Here is a 26,815-nt window from a genome sequence, read left to right on the forward strand (position 1 = left end):
GAAATGAATAAAAATCTCTGTGTATCTCTGTGCCCTCAGTGGTTTAGAAAACACCACAGAGTACACGGAGGCACACAGCGGAAAAATGAAAAAGAAACGCTATGCCATATCTGGAATTTAAAACGACTTAAGAGAGCATTGAAAGATAAATTAAACTCATTACCTCTCATCAGGTAAAATCGACAATACGTAGTTGTCAATCACATTTAGCGATTTGGCAGTTTCAGCGCCTGCAAATCCGTAGATATCCTCGTACGATACCATCATGCGGTATGCCCACAGAAACAAATCTGCCAACGGCTTGTAGGACCAGTGCCATTTTTCTTCGAAATATCCACTGCTACGCGTTTCGTCAAAAGGCGTATATGGTTGGAAGAATCCGTATTTCCAAGCATTATCGCGCAGCCATTTGTATACGCGCTGACCGGTAGGGGTGTTAAAGTATTCAGGATCTACTGAATTGAGGTCGAAGTCGGTACCCCAGTGATGGCGCGATGTGCCGGGCATGCTTGAATACTGCAAGATGCGATGGGCACGGTCAAACGCAGTGCCGCTAAATTTGTGATACTTATTTTCCCAAATGGTCTTTTGGCGAGTATAGTTGCGAGTCGAGGAGACTATGGTGAGCGAAAGACCATCTTTCTGAGCTGCTTCAGCCATTTTGTAGAAAGCTTCGGCTACTTCTCTGCGCAAATAATGATTCGAATGACTGGCAAATTCGGTTTTGATGCGCACAAAGTCAGGGTGTGTCTCGGGATCGAATCGACCTAAAAGTTCTTCTTTAGTGTATTGACAATATCCAATCAAACTAGAGAATATGAAAAAAGCAATTGCCCAAACCTGCATGCACTGACTTTTCTTCAAAAATCGAAATATCAGCATTAGTTACAGCTGATATGAAAAGAATTTATTCAGATGCCCCTGTTAATTGTTTTCGTGAGATGCATTCAGTTTGTCGATTTCGTCACTGATTTTTTTCGCCTCTTTCAAAAGTTCTTCACTTTTGGCTTTGTCGATTTGGCTTATGCGATAGGCTTCGATTCTTAATTCTTCGTATTTTTCGTATAATTCTTCAAGTTTTGATTTTTTCTTCAGGAGGCGGAAGAGCATTGGTAGTAGAGTTTGTGCAAATATTCATTTCTAAAGTTATATTATATAAAAAGTTTTAATGATTTAACGGAAAGATTTATGAAGTTTTATAATCTTTTCATATTAAACGCAGTTAACAACCACTGCACGGTTCGGACTTGATATGGTGTAATTTAGCACGGTCAATTAAGATGTATCAATGGACTTTAACTTACGCTTTGACAATCAAACCTACAGCGACTGGCTAAAACTTTGGTTTAAAGAGTCTGGAGGTAAACAGCCAGAAGAATTTATAAAAAAGCTGGATCGAGGAGTTGAGCTTAAACCGTTTTATCATTTTTCCGAAAATATCACTTTACAATACACGTCAGATAATTTTAATGAAATTGCTGTTTCTGAGTGGGTAGATCTTCCGGAAGAAAAGAATGAACATGTAAATACTTTGATTTTAAAGGCTTTAAATTCAGGAGCTTCTGGTTTATACCTCAATGTGTATAAAAAGCCCAATTGGGAGCTTTTGCTCAGAGATGTAGGATTAGAGTATATTCAAACAACAATAGATTTTAGAACAGATTTTCACAACGGTTACCGCAGTTTAGAAGCTTTTCTGTCGCTTACGCGCAACGAAAATTCTGCGAATAAAGTACATGTAGTGCTACCTTGGTTCAGCGACCAAGAGACATTGAGAGAAACACTGCAAGAAATTCAAACGGACTTTCATGGTTTGCTGATCGACCTGGCTGAGCCTTTGGAGGCTGGTTTACCACCGGGCTTGGTACTGGCACTCGGACTAGAAATGCTCAATACAATTAAGCAAATCAAGCCCCATTTGTTGAAGCGCATAGGTTTTCTTACGGCTACTGTTGGAAACACATATCAAGATTTGGTTTTTAATCGGGCCATAAAAGTTTTAGCAAGGGCATGGACGGAAAAGGCAAACAGTCGAACTGACGAAGTGTACATTCATTCCCGCACTGGTAGAACTGATTTGGGTTCGGCAGACGTGTATAACAATTTGATTCGGAATTCGATTAAAACCTTGTCAGCCATCGTAAGCGGTACCCATGCGGTAACGGTACTTCCGTACAATTTCTTTAAAACCTCAGCTGATCCTGATGCTTTAAGATGGGCGCGAAATCAAGCATTAATAGCTATTTACGAATCAAAACTTACTTATTACAGTGATCCAGTTGCAGGTAGTTATGCTCTTGAAAGTCTGACACAGCAACTCATCGATGCTGCAATAGAGTATCAATATGAAATCCAGCAGTATAATACCCTTTCAGACCTTTTTACCTCTGGGTACTACAGCGAAGCTCTCATACAGGCGCGCCAAAATATCCTTGAGGAATATAAGAAAGGGGGTAAAATAATGGTAGGTATATCCAAGTATAACCCCACTGCTGAGAAAATGGAAGAGCTAAAAATAACGTTTAGAGAGGGTTCACCTTTTGAACCTTTCGTAATTCAAAATCACTTGGTATGAAGATCTTGATTGATAAAAACGACATTCTACATGTGAAGCCGAACGGGGAGAGAAGTGGGCCAAACACTGTGCATCAAACCCCTGAAGGTATTGAAATTCCACATCTGGCTGAGCAGAAGCTGCTGGAAGGTACAGCTCACCTGGGCTATGGTGCAGGTCAGCCACCTTACTTGCGTGGGCCCTACGCCAGTATGTATGTAATCAGACCCTGGACAATCCGTCAGTATGCCGGCTTTTCTACGGCTGAGGAGTCAAATGCCTTCTATCGCCGAAATCTGGCTGCCGGGCAGAAAGGGCTTTCCGTGGCGTTCGACCTTGCTACCCATAGAGGATACGACAGCGATCACCCACGAGTGGTAGGCGATGTCGGTAAGGCCGGAGTGGCCATTGACACTGTAGAGGATATGAAAATACTCTTCGACGGCATACCCCTCGACCAGATGTCGGTAAGTATGACCATGAATGGGGCAGTGATTCCGATCATGGCTTTTTACATCGTAGCGGCTGAAGAGCAAGGGGTAAGCCCTGAAAAACTCTCAGGTACGATTCAGAACGACATCCTTAAAGAGTTTATGGTGCGCAATACGTATATCTATCCGCCAGGACCGTCAATGCGCATCATTGGCGATATCTTTAAGTATACGGCGCGCCACATGCCGAAGTTCAACAGTATTTCAATATCTGGATACCACATGCACGAAGCAGGTGCTACGGCCGATTTGGAACTGGCTTACACATTGGCCGATGGACTCGAATACTTACGCACCGGCATACAAGCCGGTCTCGACATTGACGATTTCGCTCCACGCTTGAGTTTCTTCTGGGCTATCGGTATGAATTTTTTTATGGAAATCGCTAAGATGCGTGCAGGTAGAGTGTTGTGGGCCGGCATCGTACGTGAGTTTAATCCCAAGAATCCGAAATCGCTGGCATTGCGCACTCACTGCCAAACCTCGGGCTATAGCCTTACAGAGCAAGATCCATTTAACAACGTAACCCGCACAGCCATTGAAGCATTAGCGGCTGCCTTTGGTGGTACGCAGAGTTTACATACCAATTCGCTGGACGAAGCCATTGCACTGCCTACGGATTTTTCAGCCCGTATAGCCCGTAATACTCAGCTCTATTTACAATACGAGAGTGGAATTTGCGCAACAGTTGATCCCTGGGCAGGTTCATATCATGTGGAGTATTTAACCCACCATCTCATCCAAAAAGCTATTGGACATATTCGCGAGATCGAAGAGCTTGGAGGCATGGCAAAGGCCATCGAAGCCGGATTGCCAAAGTTGAAAATTGAAGAGGCGGCTGCTCGCAGGCAGGCTATGATCGAGAGCGGTAAAGAATGGATTATAGGTGTAAATGTGTTTCAGCCAGAAAAAGAGACTCAAATAGAAATATTAGAGGTGGATAATCGGGCTGTGCGCAACAAGCAGATTGCCCGAATTAATGAAATTAAAGCAAAGCGCGACGCTCAGGCGGTAGAAGCCGCCCTTAAGCGCCTTACTGATATTGCTGCCAATTACACAGAAGGAAATTTACTTGAAGCTGCCGTAGAGGCAGCGCGCGCAAGAGCTACTTTGGGCGAGATATCCTTAGCAATGGAAAAAGTATTTGGTCGGTATCAGGCAGTAGTGAAAACAATATCAGGAGTTTATGCCCAGCAAATGAAAGAAAACGATACTTTTAAAAAAGCCCGAAAACTGGTCGAGCAGTTTATTGAGGTCGATGGGCGCAGGCCACGCATCATGGTGGCTAAAACTGGTCAGGACGGTCACGACCGCGGGGCCAAAGTGGTAGCAACTTCCTTTGCCGACCTTGGCTTTGACGTCGATGTAGGGCCACTCTTTCAAACACCGGAAGAAGTCGCCAAACAGGCAGCTGAAAACGATGTGCACATTCTTGGAATTTCGAGTCTGGCCGCTGGTCACAAAACCTTGGTACCAGCTGTGATCGAAGAACTTAAAAAGCTGGGCCGTGATGATATCATTGTAATTGCCGGTGGAGTGATTCCACGCCAGGATTACGACTTTTTGTTTGAAAAAGGCGTTGCCGGTGTTTTTGGACCAGGTACGAATCTGGCTGAAGCAGCCGTACAAATTCTGGAAATGATGCTAAAAGCAAAAAGGGAATTAAATAAACTTCAGTGAATTTAGCTGATTTTAAATCCAAGGCTTTACGCACTTTATCTGTACAATATGACCTTTCAGAAGCTGAAACATTGATTAGATATCTGTTAGAAGATTTTGCAGGGTTAAAAAAATGGAAGTGGAATGATGAAAATGTACAATTAAGCCGAGACCAAATCTTCAAACTCTTTGAGGTGCTGGACAGATTGGGCAAAGGCGAACCTTATCAATACATTTTAGGAAAGCAACTCTTTGCTGGTCACTGGTTTGAGGTAAATGGAGATGTGCTTATTCCACGTCCTGAGACAGAGGAGCTATTCCAATTTTTGGTGGAGTGGTGTAAAGAAAGAGCATTCTCACCTTCAATTATCATAGATCATTGCACTGGAAGCGGATGTCTGGCAGTTTCACTGAAAAAAGTGTTTCCGGATGCCCGGGTGGTGGGTACTGATGTTTCAGAAAATGCACTTAAGGTAGCTAAAAAAAATGCTGAGGCTCTGAATGCGCCTGTGGAATTTTTACAGGTGGATTTGTTGAAACAAGATGCAGTAAAACTCTTGCCCGAAAGGGTTGACCTAATAGTCGCAAATCCTCCATATGTGTTGCCATCGGAAGCAGCTTCAATGCATATGAACGTACTGAAGTATGAACCGCATTTAGCGCTGTTTGTACCTTCAGATGATCCTTTAGTATTCTATCGAAGGATATTAGAAGTATCTGTAAATACACTCAATGAGGCTGGTTTGATGGCTTTTGAAATTAACCCTTTATACGACAATAAGTTAGTAGAAATATTTTCCAACTTTTACCACGTTAAAATTTTGAAAGACCTATCAGGTAAAAACAGATTTTTATTTGCAACCAAACGATTAGAATGAAATCCTTGTATCTACATAAATTCATATTATTAAGTTTTTTAGGTTTCGGTCAATCAGAAGTAAACAGTTATTTGAGTGATTGGAATAAGGCGGGATTGCTTAACCCTGAATTTAAATCTGCACACGTAATTCGATTATCACCTAATGCCGATACTTCAGTGCCTGTAAACGAAAGTTTTGAGAGTGCCTTCAGGGCATTAGAAGGAAAGCCAGGAGTTATTTTATTAGCCGAAGGTAAATACTTGATTACAAAAACATTACAGGTTCCTTCAAATACACTCATCAAAGGTATGGGCCCGGGAAAAACGGTGGTGTATATCAACAATGGAGGCAACGGACATGGCTTTAGCGTTGAAGGTGGAATGGAAAGTACTCGGTATGCTATTGATGCTCCCAAAAAAGGCGATCGCACAATTACTTTACAAGAACCCTTACCCGAATATGTGCGATGGATCCGATGGATTAGAGAAGATCAAGACTTGTGTCATGCCAATTGGTGCTATTCGATGACAGGACAATTCTTTCTTATCGAACGACGCAAGGGCAACGTGATTTATTTACACGATGCCATTCGCGACAGTACACGCCCCACGGCCAAGCACGTAGTAGCTGTGATGCAACCGGCTGAAAATGTGTTCTTTGAAGATTTTTCCATTATAAGGCTCGATCGCACAAGCAGTCAGTCGTCTAATTTTCACTTTAACTATGCCGTAAACTGTAGGGTTTCGGGGGTTGCAAGCTACTTTACAAACTACGCCCATGTAGAGGCTCGCAATAGTGCCCATATCGAAGTATCAGGCTGCTATTTTACCCTATCGCATGGCTATGGAGGTGGAGGCAGGGGCTATGGTACTATGATACACCTCGGATCGGTCAATTGTCTTGTGTGGGACAATACCTTCGATGTGCTGAGACATTCGATGATTACTCAAGCCGGAGCCAATGGCAATGTCTTCGCGTTTAATTATTCTCTGAATCCACGCCAAACAACTACCCTTTTTGGAATCGACATAGAAAATAGCCTGACCGGCGATATGGTGTTGCATGGTAATTATACATATGCCAATCTCTTTGAAGGAAACCGTGCTGTTATGGCAATAGCTGACAACGCGCACGGATTTTCAGGGCCGAATAACGTTTTCTTCAAAAATCACATAGGTCGCAATGGTTTTTCAGTGATAGAACCGAATACCCATCGCATAGCCCTTATCAACAACAGAATTGACGGTCCAGTACTTTTCTTAATGGGCCAGAATCACTTGGAAATCAACACAGTTACTCCATCTTCCATCCGGAGGCCTGTGGATTTTGGAATAAAAAACGTTACTACAGCACTGAAGCGAATGTCTCGAAGTTTTCAAAAGGAATACCTTGGTGCTACAACGCTGCACGGCATACTCCTTCCGGCAGAAGTACGCTATAAATCAACATCTAAAACTACGAGCGAGTATTCGTTTAAAATTCCCAGGCTACGGTTGCGATGAGGTTGGATTACCGACTTAATCCATTGCCTTCAGCAGCTAAGGCAATTTGGCGCAGGTACATCTGAATGGTGTTCTCAAGGCCATAATATAAGGCATCAGAAATAAGGGCGTGTCCTATGCTCACCTCAAGCAGGTAGGGCACTTCAGCTACGAAGTAGCGCAGATTTTCGAGATTTAAGTCGTGGCCTGCATTTACGCCCAGTCCGAGGCTTTGAGCGATTTCTGCGCACACGGCATAGGGCGCTACAGCATTTTCAGGATCACGCAAAAATCCACGGGCATATTCCTCAGTGTAAAGTTCTATGCGGTCGGCACCCGCTTCAGCTGCCCCTTTAATGTCTTCTTCATTGGTTTCGACAAAGAGTGATACCCGCGCACCCGTTTTTTTTATGCGCTCAATTACTTGTTTTAAAAAATCTAAATGTGCATAGGTGTCCCAACCGGCGTTGGAGGTTAGCACACCGGGAGGGTCGGGAACAAGTGTTACTTGGTGTGGCTTTACTTCTTCAATGAGAGACAAGAAACGCTCTGAGGGATAACCTTCAATATTGAATTCTGTAGTAATGATTGGGGCTATTTCGCGTACATCGCTGTAGCGAATGTGGCGCTCATCTGGCCGTGGATGAACGGTAATGCCTTGAGCACCAAAGCGCTGGCAGTCGATAGCTGCCTGCAGAACATTTGGAATATTGCCACCTCTGGAATTTCGGAGGGTAGCTATTTTATTGATGTTTACACTGAGTTTTGTCTGAATCATTTTTTACTGAGATTTTTTACAATTTGTTGAACCATACGTGGACCTTCGTACACAAATCCGGTATATACCTGTACGAGCCGCGCACCGGAGTCGAATTTCCGCTGTACATCGTCGGCCGTAAAAATGCCTCCGACACCAATCAGAAGGGTATCAGTGGAGATCCTTTTTGCTATTTTGACCAAAACTTCATCTGAGGCTTTTTGTATGGGTAGGCCCGAAAGACCTCCAGAGCCTATTGAGTTAACTTGACTTTTCGGAGTTTTAAGCCCATCTCTCGAAATGGTGGTGTTAGTGGCTACGATGCCATCGAGTCCTGTATTAGCGCATACTTCTGCTATATCATCGATTTGCTCGTCAGTGAGGTCCGGGGCAATTTTTAAAAGGACGGGTTTATAGATGGCAGATTGAAGGGGATGCTTTCGCAGGTGTGTGATGATTTCTTCCAGCGGCTTTTTGTCTTGAAGGGCGCGAAGGCCGGGAGTGTTGGGCGAACTGACGTTTACAGTGAAGTAATCCACATGTTCGTGTAAAACTTCAAAGCAGGTGACGTAGTCGCGCAATGCTTCATCGTTGGGAGTGATTTTGTTTTTGCCGATATTGCCTCCGATGATGAGATTTTTTGGCTTTTCTTTTTTTAGTCTGGCTGCAAGTGCATGTACGCCTTCGTTGTTAAAGCCCATGCGATTGATGAGGGCTCTGTCTGCCGGCAGACGGAATAGTCTTGGTCTTTCATTGCCGGGCTGTGGCAGGGGGGTTACGGTGCCGACTTCTATAAATGAGAATCCAAGAGCCGACAGGGGTGCCAGATATTTACCATCTTTGTCAAATCCGGCTGCCAGGCCTATGGGATGGCGAAAGTGAAGTCCTTTCCAGTCGAATGGTTTGTAATCAGGGGTATAAAAAGTTTTTCTGAGCAGTAATTCGCCGAAAGGTATGCTGTACAGAGCGCTAAGGGCTGACATAGTGAGATGGTGGGCTTTTTCGGGCTCGAGGGTGAATAGCAACCGGCGAACTGCTGAATACATGAGTGAAATGATGTGTAGATATTTATAAAAAAAATGGGTTGCAAATATCACAAAGCAGGACAGAACTTCAACGTGTGAGGTTTGCTCTGGGAAGAAGGGGTGGAGACAACCAAATCGAGAGTGAGGATTAGATGGTAATGTGATCTTATAAGATGCTGTGTTTAATAAATTAAGGCTAGGTATTTAAGGGAGGGGTATTGACGAATGGAAAAAGTTAAAGGGAATTAGGTGGATGTTGGATTGGATGGAGGTGGTAAGGTGCTGTTTCTGATTGAATTGTGCAGTGATGGTGAAAGGATTAGCATTGGATTGTGTCCGTTGATTTCATAAGGGTTTGGGCAAGTGTTGCAGGAATTGCATTCATTTGTGTGGGGTGTGATATATGGCCGGAGTGGGAATTGGGAGTGGCGGATCGGGCAACAGTATAAACGCGTGAGGTGCCCGGCGGGCGCGCGGCAGCGCGGTGCTATGGCAGCATTGCAAGCTGCCATAGCACGGAAGCGAAGCGTACCCCAGAGGGGACCGACCCCTGACGAAGGCGCCAAAGGCGCCTTGTCAGGGGGCACGCCCAAAAAATTAAAAAATAATATTAACGACTCCCGAAGATGGCGCTGCCCACGCGAATCATGGTGCTGCCACAGCGGAGAGCTATGGGATAATCGCCACTCATGCCCATGGATAGAGTGTCAAGTTGTGTGTCGGGATAGGTGGTGCGGAGTTGGTCGAACAGATTTTTGAGGTGCAGAAATTCGGATTCAATTTTTTGAGTTTGATTGGTATTGGTGGCCATACCCATCAGACCGCGTAGGCGGACGTTTGGGAAATGACCCTGGTAGATTTTTTGAGCTAGGTGAAGACATTCGGTGTCATTGAGGCCGAATTTGGTTTCTTCGTCGGCGATAAAGACCTGAAGGAGTATGTCGATGGTGCGGTTTGCTTTGAGGGCTTGTTTCTGGATTTCGGTGAGGAGCTTTTCGCTATCGACGCTGTGTATCAGGTGAATAAAAGGTGCGATGTACTTGACTTTGTTCGTCTGAAGGTGGCCGATCATGTGCCAGCGGATGTCTTTGGGGAGTTTTTCAGCTTTTTCGACGAGTTCTTGAACGCGGTTTTCGCCGAAGTCGCGATGGCCGGCGTAATAGGCTTCGAGTATTTGCTCCGGCGATTTGAATTTTGATACTGCCACAAGGGTGACGAACGGGCCTATTTCAGAGCGAATCCGTGCGATGTTATCGGCTACAGAGCTCATACTGGTTGTATTTCGCGGAGTTTAGCGATAATGGCTGATTCTACTTCGGGGCTGTCCCAATTGGTTTCGATGTCAGGACGGCTCATGATATCGGCCATAATTTGGTCGTGGATTTTACCGAGGGCGAGGGCTTCAGAATAGCGCATGTGGCTGAAGGTAACCATTGAGTAAAGGGGTGTCCAGAGGTCGGGATACTTCTGCTGAATGCGGGCTTCGATTTTTTTCTGAAGCAGAAATTTTGGGTCGGCTGTAAGGTCGCGCATTTCGATGAAATTTCGAAGTGCGAGCTCGGCAATGGCATCGCCGTCGGGCTTTCGCAGTTGCTGGTATTGCTGCAGGGCTGAGGTCCAGTCATCGGTGGTGTCGAGGAGCTGGAATAGTACGTCTACATCTTCGAAGCCGCAGTTCATTCCCTGGCCGTAGAAGGGGACGATGGCGTGTGCTGCATCGCCTATGAGTGCAGTTTGATTGCGCACCCACGGATAGCATCGGATGATGCATAGGGATGAGACAGGATTCTGCAGCCACTGTTGGTCGAAGTCAGGCATGAGATCCAATGCATCGGGGAAGGTATGTCGGAAGAATTCTCTGGCTTTTTTAACGGTGTCGAGAGCTGAGAAGGAATTTTGGCCTTCGAAGGGGAGAAAGAGTGTAACTGTGAAAGTACCGTCGATATTCGGAAGGGCAATGAGCATAAACTCATGGCGTGGCCAGATGTGGAGTGCGTTGTTTTCTAGCAGGAAGGTGCCGCCCTTACCGGCAGGTATGGTGAGCTCTTTATAACCGTGCGAGATGTACTGCTGCTGGTAGTCGAACCGGTCGGTCTTCATCATTTCACCGCGGATGGCTGAGAAAGCCCCGTCGGCCCCGAAGATGTAATCGGCCTTGACTACGACTTCGTCGCCGGCTTCTTCGATAAATTTTACCTCGTTAGTAAGGAAGTCCACATCCACACACTTGTGGTTAAAGAACAGCTCTACATTTTCATAGGCGTCGGCAGCGTTGAGGAGCAGGATGTTAAGACCACCACGCGAAACGGAATAAATGGCCTGACCCGGCTGTCCGTAGGGCTGGCGAACATAACTGCCGTCTGGCTGATGCAGGCCTCTGTGATACATAGGCAGGGCTATTTGACGCACTTTTTCTTCGAGACCCACTCCACGGAGGGCCTTCCAGCCACGGTCGCTAAGGGCAAGATTTATGGAACGACCCGCGTAAATATTGGTTTTACGTGCATCCGGGCGTCGTTCGAAGAGGCGGACACGATGACCTCTTTCGGCAAAATACACTGCTAAGAGTGAACCTACAAGCCCTCCACCAGCAATGACAATACTTTTTTTAGCATTCATTTTTTATGGATTAAAATTCCTTTCTCTATGATTTCCAAAGTTCTAAAAACATCTTCAAAACAATTGTACAACGGTACAGGAGCCATACGGATCACGTCGGGGTAGCGCCAGTCAACGACGACCCCGTGCAGAGTAAGATGATCAAACATTGGTCTGCCATAGCCATGGAATACCACACTTAGTTGGCAGCCAGATTTTTCATTTTCAAAAGGGGTAAGAATGCTGATATCAGCATTATAAGTTTCATTGATTTCACGTAAACCATTGGCTAACAATGTTGTGAGTGCTCGACTTTTGTTTCGAAGAGCTTCCCAACCGGCCTGCTGAAACAGTGGCAAAGAGGCCAGCAGGGGTGTCATAGACAAAATGGGAGGATTTGACAGCTGCCATGCTTCCGCCGTATTTATTGGCTCAAAGTCATGCGGCATTTCAAATCTTGTGGATTTTGAATGTCCCCACCAACCCTCAAACCTTGGAAGCACCTTGCCGTGATGCCGCTCGTGAACGAAAATACCGGCCACAGCTCCCGGGCCGCCGTTCAGATACTTATAGCTGCACCAGGCAGCAAAGTCCACACCCCAGTCGTGCAGTTTGAGGGGAATATTACCCACTGCGTGTGCCAGATCCCAGCCTACCACAATGCCCCGCTCACGGGCAAATTGGGTGATATTCTCCATATCAAACACTTGACCAGTGTAATAATTTACACCACCCATCATCAGCAGGGCTGTTTCGTCAGCATGTTCGTCAATGAAGCCGAGCAAAGTTGTTTCGGATATAATTCCGTTTGAATCCGTGGGAATTTCAACCACTGCTTCGGGATAACCATGAAAGCGCGCCTGGCTCTGAAGTGCGTAGTAATCGCTGGGGAAGGCTTTTGTTTCACACAATATTTTGTACCGCCACTTTGTAGGACGATAAAAGGAAACCATCAGAAAGTGAAGATTGGCCGTCAGCGTATTCATTGCCACGACTTCGGCAGGCAGTGCGCCAGCGATATAAGCCAGGTGGTCGGTAAGCAGCTCGTGATAGGGCATCCAGGGACGTCGCGCGTGTGTATGACCATCTACGCCAAGAGTAGCCCAGTCGTCGAGCTCCTCGAGCAGAAGGTCACGCACAGTCTTCGGCTGAAGGCCGAGGGAATTGCCCGTGAGATATATTTTTTGGGCTCCTTCTTTGGTAGTGGGTATGTGAAATTTTGAGCGAAAGTCTTTTAAAACATCAGCCTCATCGGCCTTGCGATAGTCAAATGATTTCCAGTGCATGAGGGCAAAGGTATAGGGCCGGCTATCATTTAAAATACGATTAAGGGCAATTAAAACTAAAAAAAAGCAAAGGAGATTAATCAACTTTTTTATACCCCCTAAGATAGAGTACATCGCCGGGTTTCGGCTGCTCTCCTGCCTTCAGGTTGTTGCGTTTGTATAGGTATTTGAGTTTTATTCCGAATTGCTGGCTGATTTTGTACATATCGTCTTCGGGTTTTACGGTGTAGGTTTTCACTTTTCGGGCCCGGCAGCGCTTGGGTTGTAAGAAGACGATGTCGCCGGGCTGCAGGGCATGGGTGTAGTTTAGCTCGTTGTATTTTAAAAGGTACTCAACTTTGGTATCAAATTCTTCAGCGATCGTCTCCCAGGTATCACCAGCTACTGCAATTACGTATTTGATGCGGTTTTCGTGATATTTTAGACGTCTTTCGGAAACTACGAGTGAACCAAGTGCTTCCTGGTCGATGATGTAGAGTTGATAATCTTCGATGATTTTGATGAGTAGTTCTGGATAACGTGGATTGGTGGCATATCCTGCTTCTTTTAATCCATAAGCCCAGGCTTTGTAGTCGTCGATGGGCAATGAGAAGAGTTTTTTGTAGCGAGGTCGCTCGCTGAGAAAGAGGGAATGATCGCGATACGACTCTTCCACAGACTTGTATTTTCTGAAACACTCATTTTTCTGGTCGTCGTCGTGATATACGGTTGGGCCGTCCCACTCACGGTGGCATTTAATGCCGAAGTGATTATTGGCTTTTACTGCAAGGACGCTTGTTCCATCTGCCGACTCAAGAGCTGCCTGAGCGAGTTTAATGCTTGCTGGTATCTTATAGGTCTTCATTTCTTCGATGGCCAGCGGTTTGTGCTTTTGGAAGTACTCCAACCGGCGTTTATTTAGGTTCTGGCCCATTAATGGCCAGGTGAGTAGCAGTGAGATGAGCCACCAGAGGTTTTTCATAGGCCAAATGAAGCTTTTTCTTTTTAATTTGGGGCAATATACCCATCATTCCTTGCAGTCCGCCGGTGTGAATCCACAATTTTCGTACACCCGACGGTGAATTATTTTTATGCAAAAACGCGAACAATGATTTAGCCGTATACACCAGATCGGTCATAATGCCTGTCACTTTGTAAAAGATATTGGCAAATTCCAGCAATTCGGATGTCCATTTTGCATAGCCGCCGAAGTGATAACCGTCAGCGAAGCTTAGATTTTCGGGTAGTTTAATCGGGAAATGGGTTAAGAAGTCATCAGCCAGTTCTCTACCGGTAGCTTTTAGCACAGGAACAGCTATTACCCGTGCATGCGGTGCTGCAAGTGCTATCCCGATGGCCGTGGTCAGTGTGCCGGCTGCAAGCCATATTTCTTCATAATTTATAAAAGTGTTTTCATAGCTAAGTCTTACCCCCTCCACTCCAAGAGGTCCCTTGCCCCCTTCTGGTACAGCAATCCATTTTGGATCGGATGAATGCTCAGTATTTTTTTGGAGCCGATACACATCAGTATTCATTTTTAGGAGTTGCATACCCAGACGATGACAGATTTCGAGGGTAGGCGTAATTTGATGAAATCCGCGTACAAAAGCCCGGCATGGTATCTTTAAAAAATATGCAGCGTTGGCCGTAGCGACGAGATGGTTTGAAAATGGACCGCCAAATGTTTCAATGCCCTTGTGATTCTCAAGAGCTATTTTTAAATAAAGCCAGAGTTTTCGCAACTTGTTACCAGAGATGACCGGGTGAATCAAATCGTCGCGCAGGACTGAGAAGCGCTTCTCATTAAATTGAACTTCATGAAATTCAGCATTTAACCAGCTTGTGCGAAGGAATTGCTCAAAAAATGCATTCATCAAAAGACTTTCATCAGACAAAGAACCGATAAAGTTTGCATAGTTTTGGGCGTGCTAAATCCAAATTTTAAATACCATCCCGGCGAACTGCCATCGGCCGATGAACTTTTTGAATCGCTGAAAAACGGTGACAGGCTTGCTTTGGCAAGGGCTATTTCACTTTTAGAAAGTACCCATCCAGCACATCGCAAGTTGGCCGCAGAACTTATCCGCCGAAGTGTAGAGCTGAAGGCTGATACCTTGCGCATAGGTATCTCGGGCGTACCAGGTGTAGGAAAGAGCACTTTCATTGAGGCATTTGGCAATTTTTTGATCGATGAATTTGATTATCGTGTGGCAGTGTTGGCTATAGACCCCAGCAGCCAGACGGGAGGAGGAAGCATTATGGGCGATAAGACACGTATGGCTCGCCTTGCTTCAAGGTCTGAAGCCTTCATACGTCCAAGTCCATCAGGAAATCAATTGGGTGGTGTGAATCGCACCACGCGCGAGTCCCTGCTTTTATGTGAAGCTGCAGGCTTTGACGTTATTCTTGTGGAAACTGTAGGTGTAGGCCAAAGTGAAACTGCCGTATATCATCTCACCGACTTCTTTATGGTGCTTATGCTTGCCAATGCCGGCGATGAGCTGCAGGGCATCAAACGCGGCATTATGGAACTGGCTCATTTGGTAGTGATAAATAAGGCCGATGGTGAAAATCTGACGGCTGCGCGCAGAGCAGCTGCAGAATACGCCCGCGCTCTGCACCTGCTGCAAGCCGGACAATCGCAGTGGAGCCCTCGGGTGTGTACCACAAGTGCCCTCACCGGCGCTGGCATGGCGCAGGTGTACGACTTCATCGATCAATATAGGCGGCTCACACATGCCAACGGATACTGGCAGCAAAATCGCCTGATGCAGCAGAGCTATTGGTACGAGCAGGCCATTGCCGGCGCATGGAAATATTTTTTGCATAAAAATCCGGAAAAATTTCAATTATATCAGCACCTAAAATCCTTGGTTGAATCTGGTGAGACTGATCCTTTTTTGGCCGCTGAAGAACTGTTTGAGGATTTGTGAAATAATGAGTCTTATGATTTTTTGATACTTACGGCAAAACTTTTAATGCTTTCAAATAGTGCTCTAAAAATTTGATTAGCAAATACACCGGTATTTAGAAACCCATAAATTTCCTTGAAGGGGCTCTGGTTATTGGAAAAAATTCGGGTGTAGTCAGATTAATTTAGATTATATTGTAGTCTAAAATTTGATAATTATATTATCAAAACTACATGAAAGCTACTCCTGTGGTGATGACGTGGTACTCCCTAAGATATGGGGTTGTGCCCGATGACTGGTGGATACAATATGCTGTGGAGCAAGGCTTTCGCCGGCTGGTAGTGGCTGATATCAACAGTACATCGGCCGTATTTGACATGATGCGCCGGGGGCAGAAGGCTGGCGTGCAGGTGATACCGGCCATCGATGTGCGGGAGGGAGTGGAGAGGCGCTATACACTGGTGGCGCAGACCTGGGCCGGATTTGCCGCCATCAACGAGTGGCTCACCGGCTATCTGCACTCCGGAGAGCCTATTCCGGGGCGTGCCCCCGCGATGGAAGGGGTGCTTGCCGTGTATCCACTGAGAAGGGATTGGTTTTTTTCACCCGAACCGCACGAATACATCGGCATACGTCCGCACGACCTGCCACTGCTGAGTGTATCGCCCTGGCGCTATCACGCACAGCGGCTCATCGCCTGGCCGGTGATGGCTTTTCGCCACAAGCGCGACTACAATGCCCATCGCCTGCTGCGTGCCGTGGACCTCAACTGCCTGCTGAGCAAGTTGCCACCTGAGCAACAGGCCACGCCGGAAGATCGAGTGCTCTCAGCCGATGAACTCCGGCATGCATACGATGGACATCCTCAGTTGGTAAATCAACAGGAGCGGCTGATGGACTCCTGCTGCTTTCACTACACCTTCGGCCAGATGCAGAACAAGCGGGTTTTCGGTACCTCAGCTGAAGATGACTGGAATCTGCTCCGACAGGTCACCGAAGAGGGTCTGATCCGCCGGTATGGATGCGAAACTCTGGAGCTGCGCGCGCGCCTGCAAAAGGAATACGAAATCATTGTGCAAAAGGGATTTGTGAGCTATTATCTCATTGCCTGGGATGTGGTGCGCTATGCGGCACACCGAGGTTTTTTCCACGTAGGGCGGGGGAGTGGGGCCAACAGCCTGGTAGCCTACTGCATGGGCATCACCGATGTGGACCCGGTGGAGCTTGACCTCTATTTTGAGCGGTTTATCAATCTCTATCGGGAGAATCCGCCGGACTTTGACCTCGACTTCAGCTGGCGCGACCGCGACGAGGTGCTGGCCTATATGTTTGAGCGACATGGCAGGCGTCACACTGCACTTCTGGCAGCGGTCAATACCTTTCAGTACCGCGCTGTGGTGCGGGAGCTGGGCAAGGTTTTCGGACTGCCCAAGCCGGAGATTGATCGCCTGGCCGAAGGCGACCTATCGGCTCACAATCTCGATGACATCAGCCGCATCATCCTTCGGTATGCGCAGTATCTGCACGATTACCCCAATCACCTGACCGTGCATGCCGGCGGAGTGCTCATCTCCGACAAGCCCATGAGCTGGTACACACCCACTTTCGTGCCTCCCAAAGGTCTGCCTACTACCATGTTTGATATGTACATAGCCGAAGATGTGGGCCTGTACAAATTTGACATTCTCAGTCAGCGCGGTTTGGGGCACATACGCGATGCCGTAGAGCTGGTGCGCGTAAACCGTGGTGAATCCATCGATATTCACGACATACCGCGCTTTAAGGCAGACCCCACCATCAGCCGCATGCTCAGCGAAGGGCGCACGATGGGCGCCTTCTATGTAGAGTCGCCAGCCATGCGCCAGCTGCTCAAAAAGATGGGCTGCACCGACTACATAAGTCTGGTGGCTGCCAGCAGTATTATACGTCCAGGTGTAGCGCGCAGCGGCATGATGCGCGAGTACATCCGGCGTTACCGGTTTCCGGAAGCTCGCAAGGATACGCACCCCATTCTTTACGACATCATGCCCGAGACTTTCGGTGTGATGGTCTATCAGGAAGACGTAATCAAGGTCGCGCATTACTACGCCGGGCTCACTCTGGCAGAGGCCGATGTACTGCGCCGGGGCATGAGTGGCAAGTACCGCTCGCGCGAAGAGTTTGAACGAGTAAAAAACCGCTTTTTCGAAAATTGCCGCCAGAAGGGCTATCCTGATGGGGAGGCCGCTGAAATCTGGCGGCAGATCGAAAGCTTCGCCGGCTACTCATTTGCCAAGGGACATTCGGCCAGCTTTGCGGTGGAGAGCTATCAGAGCCTCTATCTGAGGGCACACTACCCACTGGAGTTTATGTGTGCCGTGATAAACAATTTTGGTGGTTTTTACAGTACAGAGATGTATGTACACGAGGCCCGCATGCTCGGCGCCGATGTACAACCTCCCTGTGTAAACCACAGCCGTGAACTCACGCGCATTACAGGCTGCACACTCTGGCTTGGTCTGGGTCTGCTCAAATCGCTGGAGGCTCCGCTGATGGAGCGCCTGCTGGCCGATCGTGAGAGAAATGGCAATTATATTAGCCTGGAAGACTTCTACCGCCGTGTGCGGCCGGGTCTCGAGCAGCTCAAAATCCTGATTAAGGCAGGGGCTTTTCGCTTTACCGGTCTCGATAAGAAAGAGCTATACTGGCAGGCTTACTGGTTGCTATCCGGCGAAAAGCCACGCCCTGCTCAGCCTGAGCTCTTTGCTGAGCCTGCTATAGACTTCACACTTCCTCATCTGAAGACCGATCCGATCGAGGAGGCCTATGACCAGATGGAATTGCTGGGTTTTCCGCTCTGCTCGCCCTTTGAACTGGCTGTGGGGCTGCCGGCTGATCTGCTTAGGGCACGCGATCTGCCACATTTCACAGGCCGAGAAGTGGACTTCTACGGCTATCTGGTCACCATCAAGCCCACCCGCACGGTGAAAGGCGAGCGCATGTATTTCGGCACCTGGATCGATGTGGATGGCCACTGGGCTGATAGTGTGCACTTTCCGCAGGTAGCTCTTCAGTATCCCTTCAGGGGCAAGGGGGTCTATCACCTCCGCGGCCGCGTATGCGAAGAGTTTGGCGTGTACTCCATCGAGGTCAGCTATATGGAAAAGCTGGGAATAAAGTCCAGAACAGAAGTAACAGCCTAAACAACCTTCTACATATCCGGGACACGATTCACATTCAAATAATGTGGAAGTGAACAAAATTTCTCTGATCAAAGTGATAGGTGTTTTTGAGCGCCAAAAGCGAACTGGTATTTCTCTTCGGTCTGTAAAAAATATGGGCTAAATCTTCTTCCAAATACTGCATATGCAGTAGCATTATTCAGGAAGAGTTCTATTTGTTTTGAACTATGAAAAAATACTTTGGACTAATACTGCTCGGGTGGCAACTATGCCTACCCGCAGAGGGATTTTCTCAAATTTTCGATAATTATGACAATTACATTCCTCAGAGGAATTTCAAAAGCATTTTTTTTGTAGGCGACGACGAACTTGTCGTTCGTATAGAAAATAAGGTACGAAGATTTACTTTTTCAGGTACTAGTTCAAATACAGATCAATACTCATTTGACGAAAATTTGCTTAAAAATCTACTGTATCTAGATCATCAGTTTATCATCAATGGATCGGGTATTTATCACCATACATTTTTCAAGGAAATCAGAAAAATTTCCGATTTAAAAATCGAACTCAGACCAAAGAAAAAAAGCGACGATTATCCGTTACAGAAATTTACGTTTGACAGATTTACCAATACCTTCGTCTTGACCGATAACAAAACGAAAACAGTCCACCTTCTGAATGCCGAAAACGGTCAGTTAGAATCCATAAAAATTAAATGCAATAAAGGCGATAAACTGATTCCGGTAAACGCTACATATGTATATATCAAAACTGAATACGATCGCAAAAAAGAGAACAACAGTGATATAGTTATTCATCTGAAATCCAATGAGCAGAAAAACGTAAAACAAGTATCAATAGTTATTGCTGTATCAGATACTATTGCATTTGTGTACGACGGAAAGTACACATTTATGAATCTTAAAACCGGTGAATTTTACGATTGGGTCAACAGCCTGACCAACCCAAACATACAGTGCTGTCATCACTACCTGAGTCAGAACAGACGCTACATCATATCCCGCGGAAGCACACTGTCATTTTCAGTTTATGACATTGAACGAAAAAAAATCATGACATCATCGGAATTTTCGTCACGAACTGAGCAGTGGAAGGTATATGACAACAGAATGAAAGATGTCATACCAATGGATTTGTATTACGAATTTGATGACATCGAAGTGTCACCCGACGGGAAGAAATATGTTTTTTCAGAGCAAAATGGTTGGGTACTTATGGTTTCAATATCTGATTATAAGAAAATGTTCGAATACGGAATGTATCGCCAGAATCCTTATTTAAAAAGCAAGCAACAGACGGCACAAACGACCACCCCATCAACACAGGCCCCCTCTGCACCGATCAACGGTGTAAAGGAGTTGACCGGCAGCTTCTCGATGGAATATTCTTATCAATGGTTCAATAAAACAGGAAATTACAAACCGATGGCTATTAAAATAGTCGTTACCTCTTCCACCATCCAGGAATACATCTGGGGGAATGGTGCGTACGTCGCCTGGGGTGGGCCATGTACGATCGTACATAACAAACAGGAAACTTTCGGAGGAAAAACAGGACTGTTTTATGTCTGTTCCAGCGGCAAAAAATACTTTTTTTTCACCGATAAAGGAGTTAATGCCGTAAGGGTTGAAAGTGGGTCGGACAGCTTTTTTGATTACATTGACAAATTGCCGGAGTAATTTTTTTAAAAAGCAAAATACAATGACTTATACTCCAAAAAATCAACTTTTAATTCTGATATATTTTGTGCTTTTAACATTTGTTGTACATGCACAATCGATTACCTATCTGAACTTGCCAGAATTTGGATTCAGACATAAATTTCCTACCGGTTATTCAACCCATTCGAGCCCAAGACTCAGTTCGAGCTCATATTTTATAAAAGGGTACAATTTCGTCAGAAATAATGGTAATAATGTAGTGGATATCGTCCTTGAAATTTATAAAGGCGAATGTGTAAAACCGGAAATATTATTTGAAGATTTTGAAAATGCTCTTAGAGGTGGAAAAAATACAACTTTTACCTTTTCGGATGTGAATTCCGAGAAATACATATCACCATTCGGCTGGCTTGTCTTTAAAGGTACTGCGCGAAAATTTGGTGACGAAAACATATATCATTTTTACAATGTGTACATGAGTCTTGATTATGTAGTAGTTATTCGTTCATTCATGAAAAATGACGGTTTCTGGGATGTGGGTTATAACACAGTAGCAGATAAGTCCGATGGATCTTCATTTGAACCTTTTCCCTTGCAGAGAAATATGAAAGAACTCGGCGTTTCACTTCAAGCCCAGGGATTTTATTTTTTTGCTAAAATGCCCGGTGAAATTCAAGGATATGAATTTGTAAGATGTACAGAAAATCCTGAAGAACTTCCCGTTTTCAGAATATTTCCTCTCGAGGGTGAAGTAAAAAAGTTTTTTGACCTGAGAAAACTGGAATTTTTGCAAAACAGAAGTCAGCTACTCGAATGGGATCAAACGGATATCGTATGGCCAGGTGAGGGCAAAAAGAAGTTTACCAATGGAAAAAAATACACTCATAAATTCAACAGAACATTTGAGTCAGGAAATACCTATCCCTTTTACGAAATTTATTATACGTTTGAATACCGCGGAAAACCATTTATGGTGTTGTTTATGGCACCTTTAAAAACAGATAAATTTCTTAGAGGATATCAAAATTCAAACTTCAGTGCAGAGCACACTGGAAGAGAGATCGTTTACTGGTATGAACAAAGCCTTTTAAAGATACTTGAATCCATGAAAGAATTGTGATTACTGATCCCTGTTTTTAATCCCTTCCAACAGCATTTGATAGGCTCTTTTCAAATCGCGTTTCTTTTCATTTGATTCAGAAAACACAATAGCGCCGGAAATCATCATTATGAGCAAAACCAAATCGTTTTCAGGGTCAAAATCCTTTCTTATTTTATTCTGTTTTTTAGCGCAGTCTGCCAACGGTCTGAAAATAGAGATCAGCTGATTCAAAAGTTTTCTCTCAGGATCATCTACATACAAGGATAATTCGTGAAAATAAAGGTGCATTGAGGCTGTGATCGAAAGTAGTTTTTCAAAACCCTTTTCATCGCACTGCAGTTTCTGTGCATACCAACGAAGGATCATCAGGTTTCGTTCGAAAATGGCGTGAATTAATTCTGATTTACTGGAAAAATGGCGATAAAATGTGATTCTCGAAAGTCCGGACCTCTTAATAATATCACTGAGATTAACCTGCGGCCCTTCTGAGAGAAATAACTTTCTGGCTGTTCGGACTATGGCGTTTCTATTGCGCTCGGCATCGGCTCTCTTCATTGAGAAAATTTTATTAAAAAACTGATAAATGTTACAATTTGTTTCAGATAGACATCTTTGTTTTGATGCACAAATTAAAATTTTAAATCATGAAAACCAGCCAACAGGAAAAAACTTTTGACGTTGTAATCGTAGGCAGCGGAGCAGGTGCCCTCACTGCTGCCCTCACAGCGGTACATCAGGGATTGGAAGTAGTGATCCTTGAAAAGACTTCCTACTGGGGCGGTTCATCGGCTTATTCGGGAGGTGGCCTTTGGATTCCAAACAACTTTCTGATGCAGCAGGCAGGAGCTCTTGATTCGGAAGAGGAGGCACTCGAGTACATGAATGCTGTAATTGGTGACGTGGGGCCGGCAAGTAGCGACGTTAAGCGAAGATTCTACGTAAAGTATGCTCCCGAAATGGTCAATTGGCTTCAGAGTCTTGGTTTTCGATGGGTGCGGGCACATTTGTATCCCGATTATTACCCTAATGTAAAAGGAGCCAAGACGGGCAGAGTGATCGAAGGCGATGTTTTCGATGGAAAAAAGCTGAAACACCTTGCAAAGAGCCTTAATAAAGCGCCAGGTATGCCTGATATAGCACTCAAATCCGGAGATGCCTATCTGCTGCCAATGGTCACCCGAAGCTGGAAGGGATTCAGCACTATGATGCGAATTGCCGGACAGACTCTTCGTTGGAAGCTCACCGGCCGACAGCCTCTCACCTTAGGGCGATCCCTTTGTGGGCAGCTCATGTATCTGATACAGCAGAAAAGAACCACGGAAGTGTGGCTTAATTCGTCCTTGAAAAAGCTGTTGGTCGAAGGCGATAAAGTAACAGGTGTGGAAGTGCAACTCCAGGGAGAGACCGTAGTCGTTCGAGCCAATAAGGCAGTAATTTTAGCTGCCGGCGGATTTCCACACAATAAAGAGATGCGTAAAAAATACCACGGCATTGATGAAGAGTGGTCGTCAGCCACACCCGGAAATACAGGTGACGCCATACTTGCTGCCGAAGCAATAGGCGCAGCTACGGCTCTGATGGACGATGCCTGGTGGGGTGCAAGTTTCATTCTCGACGGCAAAATAAACTTCTCCGTGACAGAGCGCTCAATGCCTGGATGCATCCTGGTGGACCAGGACGGTTACCGGTTTGCAAATGAGTCCACATCGTATGTCGATCTGGGGCATGAAATCCTCAGGCATCATCAAAAGACCGGCAAAGCCATACCCTGCTGGCTGATCATGGATGGATTGTACCGCAAGAGATATCTCTTCGGAATGATGCCCCCAGGAGTCACACCAAAGAAGTACATCAGAAACGGGGAAGTCATTAAAGCAGATACGCTCGAAGACCTGGCCCGCCAGTGTAAGATGCCTTACAAAAATCTGAAAACTACACTTAAGCGCTTTAACAGCTTTGCCCTGCACGGCAAAGACGAAGATTTCGGCCGGGGGCAAGACATCTACGACAGGTATTATTCCGACGATTTTGTCAGACCAAACAGTAATCTGGCTCCGATTCAAAATCCACCTTTCTACGCCATTCGGTTCTATCCCGGCGATTTAGGTACCAAGGGCGGACTTTTGACTGATGAGTTTGCCAGGGTGTTAAAAACCGACGGAAGTATTATTGAAAATCTGTACGCTACAGGTAATACTACTGCTTCTGTAATGGGACGCACCTATCCGGGACCTGGTTCTACACTCGGCCCGGCGTGCACGTTTGGATATATCGCCATTAAACACCTTACAAACACATTATGAGAATTGAAGGTAAAGTTTGGGCCGTGACCGGTGCAGGCAGTGGCATCGGTCTTGCCCTTACTCGTGAAATTCTCAATCGCGGTGGTAGGGTAGCTCTGATTGATATTTCAGGTGAGGCCCTCAATAGGGCAAAGAGTGATTTTGGAAATACAAATGCAGTAAGCATCCATCAGACGGATATTTCGGATTTCGAACGAATCAAGTCGCTGCCTTCAGAAATCCTCCAACATCACGGCCAGATGGATGGATTGGTCAATAACGCCGGCATTATTCAGCCGTTTGTAGATTTTACGGATCTGACCGATGATAAAATTTTAAAAATCCTGAATGTCAATCTACTGAGTGTCGTTTACCTGCTCCGCATTTTTTATCCTCATTTAAAAGATCGACCTGAAGCTCATATTGCCAATGTGAGCAGCATGGGCGGAATATTTCCGTTCCCCGGTCAGTCGTGGTACGGTGCCACCAAAGCTGCGGTGAAACTCCTTACGGAGGCCATGTATGCTGAGCTTATGAATTCTAATATCAGGATGACACTTATAATACCCGGTGCTGTCAGAACCAACATCATGGAAAATTCAGGGATTAAACAGCCTGTTAACTCTACTTCTAAAGGAAGAAATATTCTCAGTGCAGAAAAAGCTGCTTTTAAAATCTGCAACGCCATTGAAAAAAATACATTCCGACTACTCCTGGGTAACGATGCACGTTTTCTAGACTTATTCTACCGACTTATGCCTGAGAGATCCATTGGCATCATCGCCCGCCAAATGAAGAAAATGCTTGCCGCAAATCAATAATATCAATCAACAGCAAGCCACCTAAATTCAGTCAAAAACGGCAATTGAGATTCCGCTGTTTGATGGCTTATTTTCTACATGGATTGATCTGCCGTTCAGTGTGCAGGTGATGGTGCCCCGAGGTGTGGTGGGAAAAAACATATCTGCGCCCACCAGAAACGGAAACTGCGCAAAAAGCCCAACAGGTGTAAGTTCTGACTGACCGTTGTTGTTGCCGTCGTACAGAAAAAAGGCAATGGCATTTTTGCTCGGGGGTGTCAATGCAGAAGTGGAAACTAACAAGTTATTGACCTTCAGCGTGTCTCTGCCTGCAGACACGCCTTGGCTGGCTGCAAATACAGTGACAAGTGATTGGTTAGCACTGTTGGGCAGACCGCTGAAAAGCAAACCAACAAACGAATTAGCCGGTGGAAGTGTGCGCAGATAGACTAATGGATTGCTCCGCACAAAAGGCTCGCGATAGTAATAGACCACTCTGTCACCGCTGATTTTTGTGTTTACTTCAAATTCATAATACACATTTCTGCGCAGCTGAACTGGTCCCCAATTACCGCGTCCATCAGCTGTAAGCGAGTGCTCAGGTGTATTCGATTTTCGGAATCCTGTGGCAATATCGACTTCATAGATTTTTATTTCTGCTCCGGCACGAGGTTGATTTTCGCCCAATGTGAGCACTCGTCCACTTACTTTATTGGCATTTTCTGAGACTATATCAGGATTTTCCGGAATAGCGCCGGAGTTGAAAAACGAGTACATTGCCTGAAACGCTTCCTTACACGTGGCGACTTCATAGTGGTCTTTTCCATCCAGTCTGACATTGGTCGCTCCGTTGATATCACCGCCTTGAACGATCAGATCTTGTGGCGACCAGATGTTGAGTGTTGGTACAGATCCATTTCCAGCCGGACCATTCTGCACAGCACTGCCTATATGGACATAATAGGCCACCTTGGCGGCTCTTTGTGAATTAGAGAGGTAGGTATATCCCAATCCTCCACCGGCTGAGTGTCCCACAAGATTTACCTTCGTTGACTTTGTAATTTGCAGAACAGAATCGATAAAACGATCGAGCAGTGCGGCATTATCGGCACCTTGCGCAAGGGTATTCCAATCAAATGCGTACAATCGTTCGGCACAATATCCATTGGAAGTAAATCTCATCACCTGCCTCGCCCATGTATCACCTGAAGCTAGAAATCCGTGAACGAATACAATAGGCGTGTGCTGATTGCAAGGGTTAGGATTGTCATTAGCTGAATTTTTATCCTTTCGGCATGCCATTAATGAAAGCCAAAGTAAAGCGCTGAAGATTAATGTTTTTTTCATGGCTTTTGAGATAAACAAAATTTTTTTTCTGAGTAAAAGTAAAAAATTTCATTAATAGCTTTAAATAAAGTTAAACAAAATAAAAAAGCCGCTCTTACAGCGGCTTTTTGTTATAATTTTGTTTTAATTTTACAACAAAACCTTGCCTTCAGGCATATCTTCGCCTTGAACGTAGTATTTGGCAAAATTAACTAGATCAACAAGGCTTTTTGCTTTTAATTTTTTCAGCAAACGAAGTTTGTATGTACTCACAGTTTTATCTGAAATATTGAGTTCATCTGCGACTTCTTTATTGGATTTTCCGGCAGCTAATAGGCTTAATACTTCACTCTCTCTTTTCGAGAGTTTTACTACAGGTCGTCCAGGAGCTTTGGCTCTTACTCGAGCTAAAATATCACGGTCGAAGTATTCTTGGCCTGCCATTATTTTCCTTACGGCTTTAAGGATCATTCTGGGTTCGGTACTTTTTGTGATATATCCATCGGCACCCAATTTTCTAGCTGCTAGTCCATACAACTCTTCCGGATACATGGTGACCATTAAAACCTTGATGTTGGGTTTTATTTTTTTGATATCTCTCAGAGCAGCCATGCCATTTTTTACAGGCATTTCGATGTCGAGAAATATCATATCTGCATCGACGTTAGGGAGCATGTTCAGCAGTTCTTCCCCGTTTGATGCTTCACCCACTACCTCTACCTCTTTGTCGCGATTAAGGTAGAGGATCATGCCCTTGCGGAACATGACGTGGTCATCGCAAATTATTACTTTTGTCATTATAATTTGTTTTTGTCAGGCTTACACAGGTCAAAAGTACGAAAAAATTTATAAATCAAGTT

General features: G+C 45.4%; 23 protein-coding genes. 10 read left to right on the plus strand and 13 right to left on the minus strand.

The window, feature by feature from the left end:
• Nucleotides 1–159: 159 nt before the first annotated feature.
• Nucleotides 160–807 (minus strand): M15 family metallopeptidase, encoded by a 648-nt coding sequence (locus ACK4EX_RS10035; protein ID WP_409772366.1) that lies wholly within the window; start codon nucleotides 805–807, stop codon nucleotides 160–162.
• 117 nt (nucleotides 808–924) lie between these two features.
• Nucleotides 925–1,110 (minus strand): Lacal_2735 family protein, encoded by a 186-nt coding sequence (locus ACK4EX_RS10040; protein ID WP_409772368.1) that lies wholly within the window; start codon nucleotides 1,108–1,110, stop codon nucleotides 925–927.
• 178 nt (nucleotides 1,111–1,288) lie between these two features.
• Between ACK4EX_RS10040 and ACK4EX_RS10045 the strand changes: the two genes are divergently transcribed.
• From ACK4EX_RS10045 to ACK4EX_RS10060, 4 genes are read left to right on the plus strand one after another with little or no spacing between them, the layout of a single operon-like run.
• Complete coding sequence (locus ACK4EX_RS10045; RefSeq protein ID WP_409772369.1) at nucleotides 1,289–2,575, plus strand: methylmalonyl-CoA mutase family protein; 1,287 nt, start codon at nucleotides 1,289–1,291, stop codon at nucleotides 2,573–2,575.
• A complete protein-coding gene (gene scpA, locus ACK4EX_RS10050; RefSeq protein WP_409772371.1) occupies nucleotides 2,572–4,725 on the plus strand; it encodes a methylmalonyl-CoA mutase in 2,154 nt (717 codons plus the stop codon). Before ACK4EX_RS10045 ends, scpA begins: the two co-directional genes overlap by 4 nt.
• Nucleotides 4,722–5,582 (plus strand): peptide chain release factor N(5)-glutamine methyltransferase, encoded by an 861-nt coding sequence (prmC, locus tag ACK4EX_RS10055; protein ID WP_409772372.1) that lies wholly within the window; start codon nucleotides 4,722–4,724, stop codon nucleotides 5,580–5,582. Before scpA ends, prmC begins: the two co-directional genes overlap by 4 nt.
• The gene (locus ACK4EX_RS10060) at nucleotides 5,579–7,066 is read left to right on the plus strand and encodes a hypothetical protein (protein ID WP_409772374.1); all 1,488 of its coding nucleotides are present in this window, start codon (nucleotides 5,579–5,581) and stop codon (nucleotides 7,064–7,066) included. The genes prmC and ACK4EX_RS10060 overlap by 4 nt, the downstream gene beginning before the upstream one ends.
• A gap of 7 nt (nucleotides 7,067–7,073) precedes the next feature.
• Here ACK4EX_RS10060 and ACK4EX_RS10065 read toward each other — a convergent pair whose 3' ends face one another.
• The 8 genes from ACK4EX_RS10065 to ACK4EX_RS10100 form a co-directional block, all read right to left on the minus strand.
• Nucleotides 7,074–7,823, minus strand: a complete 750-nt coding sequence (locus ACK4EX_RS10065; protein WP_409772375.1) for a pyridoxine 5'-phosphate synthase — start codon at nucleotides 7,821–7,823, stop codon at nucleotides 7,074–7,076.
• The gene (locus ACK4EX_RS10070) at nucleotides 7,820–8,848 is read right to left on the minus strand and encodes a quinone-dependent dihydroorotate dehydrogenase (RefSeq protein ID WP_409772376.1); all 1,029 of its coding nucleotides are present in this window, start codon (nucleotides 8,846–8,848) and stop codon (nucleotides 7,820–7,822) included. The genes ACK4EX_RS10065 and ACK4EX_RS10070 overlap by 4 nt, the downstream gene beginning before the upstream one ends.
• Before the next feature lie 224 nt (nucleotides 8,849–9,072).
• Nucleotides 9,073–9,420, minus strand: coding sequence for a hypothetical protein (locus ACK4EX_RS10075; RefSeq protein WP_409772378.1), 348 nt, complete (start codon nucleotides 9,418–9,420; stop codon nucleotides 9,073–9,075).
• Between the two features lie 17 nt (nucleotides 9,421–9,437).
• Nucleotides 9,438–10,097, minus strand: coding sequence for a YggS family pyridoxal phosphate-dependent enzyme (locus ACK4EX_RS10080; protein ID WP_409772380.1), 660 nt, complete (start codon nucleotides 10,095–10,097; stop codon nucleotides 9,438–9,440).
• Complete coding sequence (locus ACK4EX_RS10085) at nucleotides 10,094–11,446, minus strand: FAD-dependent oxidoreductase (protein WP_409772382.1); 1,353 nt, start codon at nucleotides 11,444–11,446, stop codon at nucleotides 10,094–10,096. The genes ACK4EX_RS10080 and ACK4EX_RS10085 overlap by 4 nt, the downstream gene beginning before the upstream one ends.
• Entirely contained in the window at nucleotides 11,443–12,711 is a 1,269-nt protein-coding gene (gene kynU / locus ACK4EX_RS10090) for a kynureninase (protein WP_409772384.1), read from the minus strand. Before kynU ends, ACK4EX_RS10085 begins: the two co-directional genes overlap by 4 nt.
• Before the next feature lie 76 nt (nucleotides 12,712–12,787).
• Entirely contained in the window at nucleotides 12,788–13,672 is an 885-nt protein-coding gene (locus tag ACK4EX_RS10095) for a glucosaminidase domain-containing protein (protein ID WP_409772386.1), read from the minus strand.
• Nucleotides 13,605–14,564 carry a 1-aminocyclopropane-1-carboxylate deaminase/D-cysteine desulfhydrase gene (locus tag ACK4EX_RS10100; RefSeq protein ID WP_409772388.1) on the minus strand — a complete coding sequence of 320 codons (960 nt, stop codon included), beginning with the start codon at nucleotides 14,562–14,564 and terminating at the stop codon, nucleotides 13,605–13,607. Before ACK4EX_RS10100 ends, ACK4EX_RS10095 begins: the two co-directional genes overlap by 68 nt.
• Nucleotides 14,565–14,615: 51 nt before the next feature.
• On the opposite strand from ACK4EX_RS10100, the gene meaB reads away from it, so the two are divergent.
• The 4 genes from meaB (at nucleotide 14,616) to ACK4EX_RS10120 (ending at nucleotide 21,565) form a co-directional block, all read left to right on the plus strand.
• Nucleotides 14,616–15,623 carry a methylmalonyl Co-A mutase-associated GTPase MeaB gene (meaB, locus tag ACK4EX_RS10105; protein ID WP_409772458.1) on the plus strand — a complete coding sequence of 336 codons (1,008 nt, stop codon included), beginning with the start codon at nucleotides 14,616–14,618 and terminating at the stop codon, nucleotides 15,621–15,623.
• A 212-nt stretch (nucleotides 15,624–15,835) separates the two neighbouring features.
• Nucleotides 15,836–18,784, plus strand: coding sequence for a DNA polymerase III subunit alpha (locus ACK4EX_RS10110; RefSeq protein WP_409772390.1), 2,949 nt, complete (start codon nucleotides 15,836–15,838; stop codon nucleotides 18,782–18,784).
• A 206-nt stretch (nucleotides 18,785–18,990) separates the two neighbouring features.
• Complete coding sequence (locus tag ACK4EX_RS10115; RefSeq protein WP_409772391.1) at nucleotides 18,991–20,463, plus strand: hypothetical protein; 1,473 nt, start codon at nucleotides 18,991–18,993, stop codon at nucleotides 20,461–20,463.
• A gap of 22 nt (nucleotides 20,464–20,485) precedes the next feature.
• A complete protein-coding gene (locus tag ACK4EX_RS10120) occupies nucleotides 20,486–21,565 on the plus strand; it encodes a hypothetical protein (protein ID WP_409772394.1) in 1,080 nt (359 codons plus the stop codon).
• On the opposite strand, the gene ACK4EX_RS10125 is transcribed toward ACK4EX_RS10120, so the two are convergent.
• The gene (locus ACK4EX_RS10125) at nucleotides 21,566–22,102 is read right to left on the minus strand and encodes a TetR/AcrR family transcriptional regulator (RefSeq protein WP_409772396.1); all 537 of its coding nucleotides are present in this window, start codon (nucleotides 22,100–22,102) and stop codon (nucleotides 21,566–21,568) included. It abuts the gene before it with no gap.
• Between the two features lie 89 nt (nucleotides 22,103–22,191).
• Here ACK4EX_RS10125 and ACK4EX_RS10130 point away from each other — a divergent pair, with 89 nt between their 5' ends.
• Together ACK4EX_RS10130 and ACK4EX_RS10135 are read left to right on the plus strand one after the other, a co-directional pair.
• On the plus strand, nucleotides 22,192–23,850 hold the full coding sequence (locus tag ACK4EX_RS10130; RefSeq protein ID WP_409772398.1) for an FAD-dependent oxidoreductase: 1,659 nt from the start codon (nucleotides 22,192–22,194) through the stop codon (nucleotides 23,848–23,850).
• On the plus strand, nucleotides 23,847–24,650 hold the full coding sequence (locus ACK4EX_RS10135) for an SDR family NAD(P)-dependent oxidoreductase (RefSeq protein WP_409772401.1): 804 nt from the start codon (nucleotides 23,847–23,849) through the stop codon (nucleotides 24,648–24,650). The genes ACK4EX_RS10130 and ACK4EX_RS10135 overlap by 4 nt, the downstream gene beginning before the upstream one ends.
• 27 nt (nucleotides 24,651–24,677) lie before the next feature.
• Here ACK4EX_RS10135 and ACK4EX_RS10140 read toward each other — a convergent pair whose 3' ends face one another.
• Complete coding sequence (locus ACK4EX_RS10140) at nucleotides 24,678–25,976, minus strand: alpha/beta fold hydrolase (RefSeq protein WP_409772403.1); 1,299 nt, start codon at nucleotides 25,974–25,976, stop codon at nucleotides 24,678–24,680.
• 129 nt (nucleotides 25,977–26,105) lie between these two features.
• Nucleotides 26,106–26,753: a response regulator transcription factor gene (locus ACK4EX_RS10145; RefSeq protein ID WP_409772405.1), complete on the minus strand. Its 648-nt coding sequence runs from the start codon at nucleotides 26,751–26,753 to the stop codon at nucleotides 26,106–26,108.
• Between the last annotated feature and the right edge of the window lie 62 nt (nucleotides 26,754–26,815).

The organism is Thermaurantimonas sp. (assembly GCF_046299575.1).
Taxonomy (GTDB): Bacteria; Bacteroidota; Bacteroidia; order Flavobacteriales; family Schleiferiaceae; genus Thermaurantimonas.

Bases quoted from the DNA above. Each gene is read 5' to 3' on its own strand.
- ACK4EX_RS10040 (WP_409772368.1), bottom strand. From the start codon at position 1,110: ATGCTCTTCCGCCTCCTGAAGAAAAAATCAAAACTTGAAGAATTATAC.
- ACK4EX_RS10045 (WP_409772369.1), top strand. From the start codon at position 1,289: ATGGACTTTAACTTACGCTTTGACAATCAAACCTACAGCGACTGGCTA.
- scpA (WP_409772371.1), top strand. From the start codon at position 2,572: ATGAAGATCTTGATTGATAAAAACGACATTCTACATGTGAAGCCGAAC.
- ACK4EX_RS10060 (WP_409772374.1), top strand. From the start codon at position 5,579: ATGAAATCCTTGTATCTACATAAATTCATATTATTAAGTTTTTTAGGT.
- ACK4EX_RS10065 (WP_409772375.1), bottom strand. From the start codon at position 7,823: ATGATTCAGACAAAACTCAGTGTAAACATCAATAAAATAGCTACCCTC.
- ACK4EX_RS10070 (WP_409772376.1), bottom strand. From the start codon at position 8,848: ATGTATTCAGCAGTTCGCCGGTTGCTATTCACCCTCGAGCCCGAAAAA.
- ACK4EX_RS10080 (WP_409772380.1), bottom strand. From the start codon at position 10,097: ATGAGCTCTGTAGCCGATAACATCGCACGGATTCGCTCTGAAATAGGC.
- ACK4EX_RS10085 (WP_409772382.1), bottom strand. From the start codon at position 11,446: ATGAATGCTAAAAAAAGTATTGTCATTGCTGGTGGAGGGCTTGTAGGT.
- kynU (WP_409772384.1), bottom strand. From the start codon at position 12,711: ATGCACTGGAAATCATTTGACTATCGCAAGGCCGATGAGGCTGATGTT.
- ACK4EX_RS10095 (WP_409772386.1), bottom strand. From the start codon at position 13,672: ATGAAAAACCTCTGGTGGCTCATCTCACTGCTACTCACCTGGCCATTA.
- ACK4EX_RS10100 (WP_409772388.1), bottom strand. From the start codon at position 14,564: ATGAATGCATTTTTTGAGCAATTCCTTCGCACAAGCTGGTTAAATGCT.
- ACK4EX_RS10110 (WP_409772390.1), top strand. From the start codon at position 15,836: ATGAAAGCTACTCCTGTGGTGATGACGTGGTACTCCCTAAGATATGGG.
- ACK4EX_RS10115 (WP_409772391.1), top strand. From the start codon at position 18,991: ATGAAAAAATACTTTGGACTAATACTGCTCGGGTGGCAACTATGCCTA.
- ACK4EX_RS10120 (WP_409772394.1), top strand. From the start codon at position 20,486: ATGACTTATACTCCAAAAAATCAACTTTTAATTCTGATATATTTTGTG.
- ACK4EX_RS10125 (WP_409772396.1), bottom strand. From the start codon at position 22,102: ATGAAGAGAGCCGATGCCGAGCGCAATAGAAACGCCATAGTCCGAACA.
- ACK4EX_RS10130 (WP_409772398.1), top strand. From the start codon at position 22,192: ATGAAAACCAGCCAACAGGAAAAAACTTTTGACGTTGTAATCGTAGGC.
- ACK4EX_RS10135 (WP_409772401.1), top strand. From the start codon at position 23,847: ATGAGAATTGAAGGTAAAGTTTGGGCCGTGACCGGTGCAGGCAGTGGC.
- ACK4EX_RS10140 (WP_409772403.1), bottom strand. From the start codon at position 25,976: ATGAAAAAAACATTAATCTTCAGCGCTTTACTTTGGCTTTCATTAATG.
- ACK4EX_RS10145 (WP_409772405.1), bottom strand. From the start codon at position 26,753: ATGACAAAAGTAATAATTTGCGATGACCACGTCATGTTCCGCAAGGGC.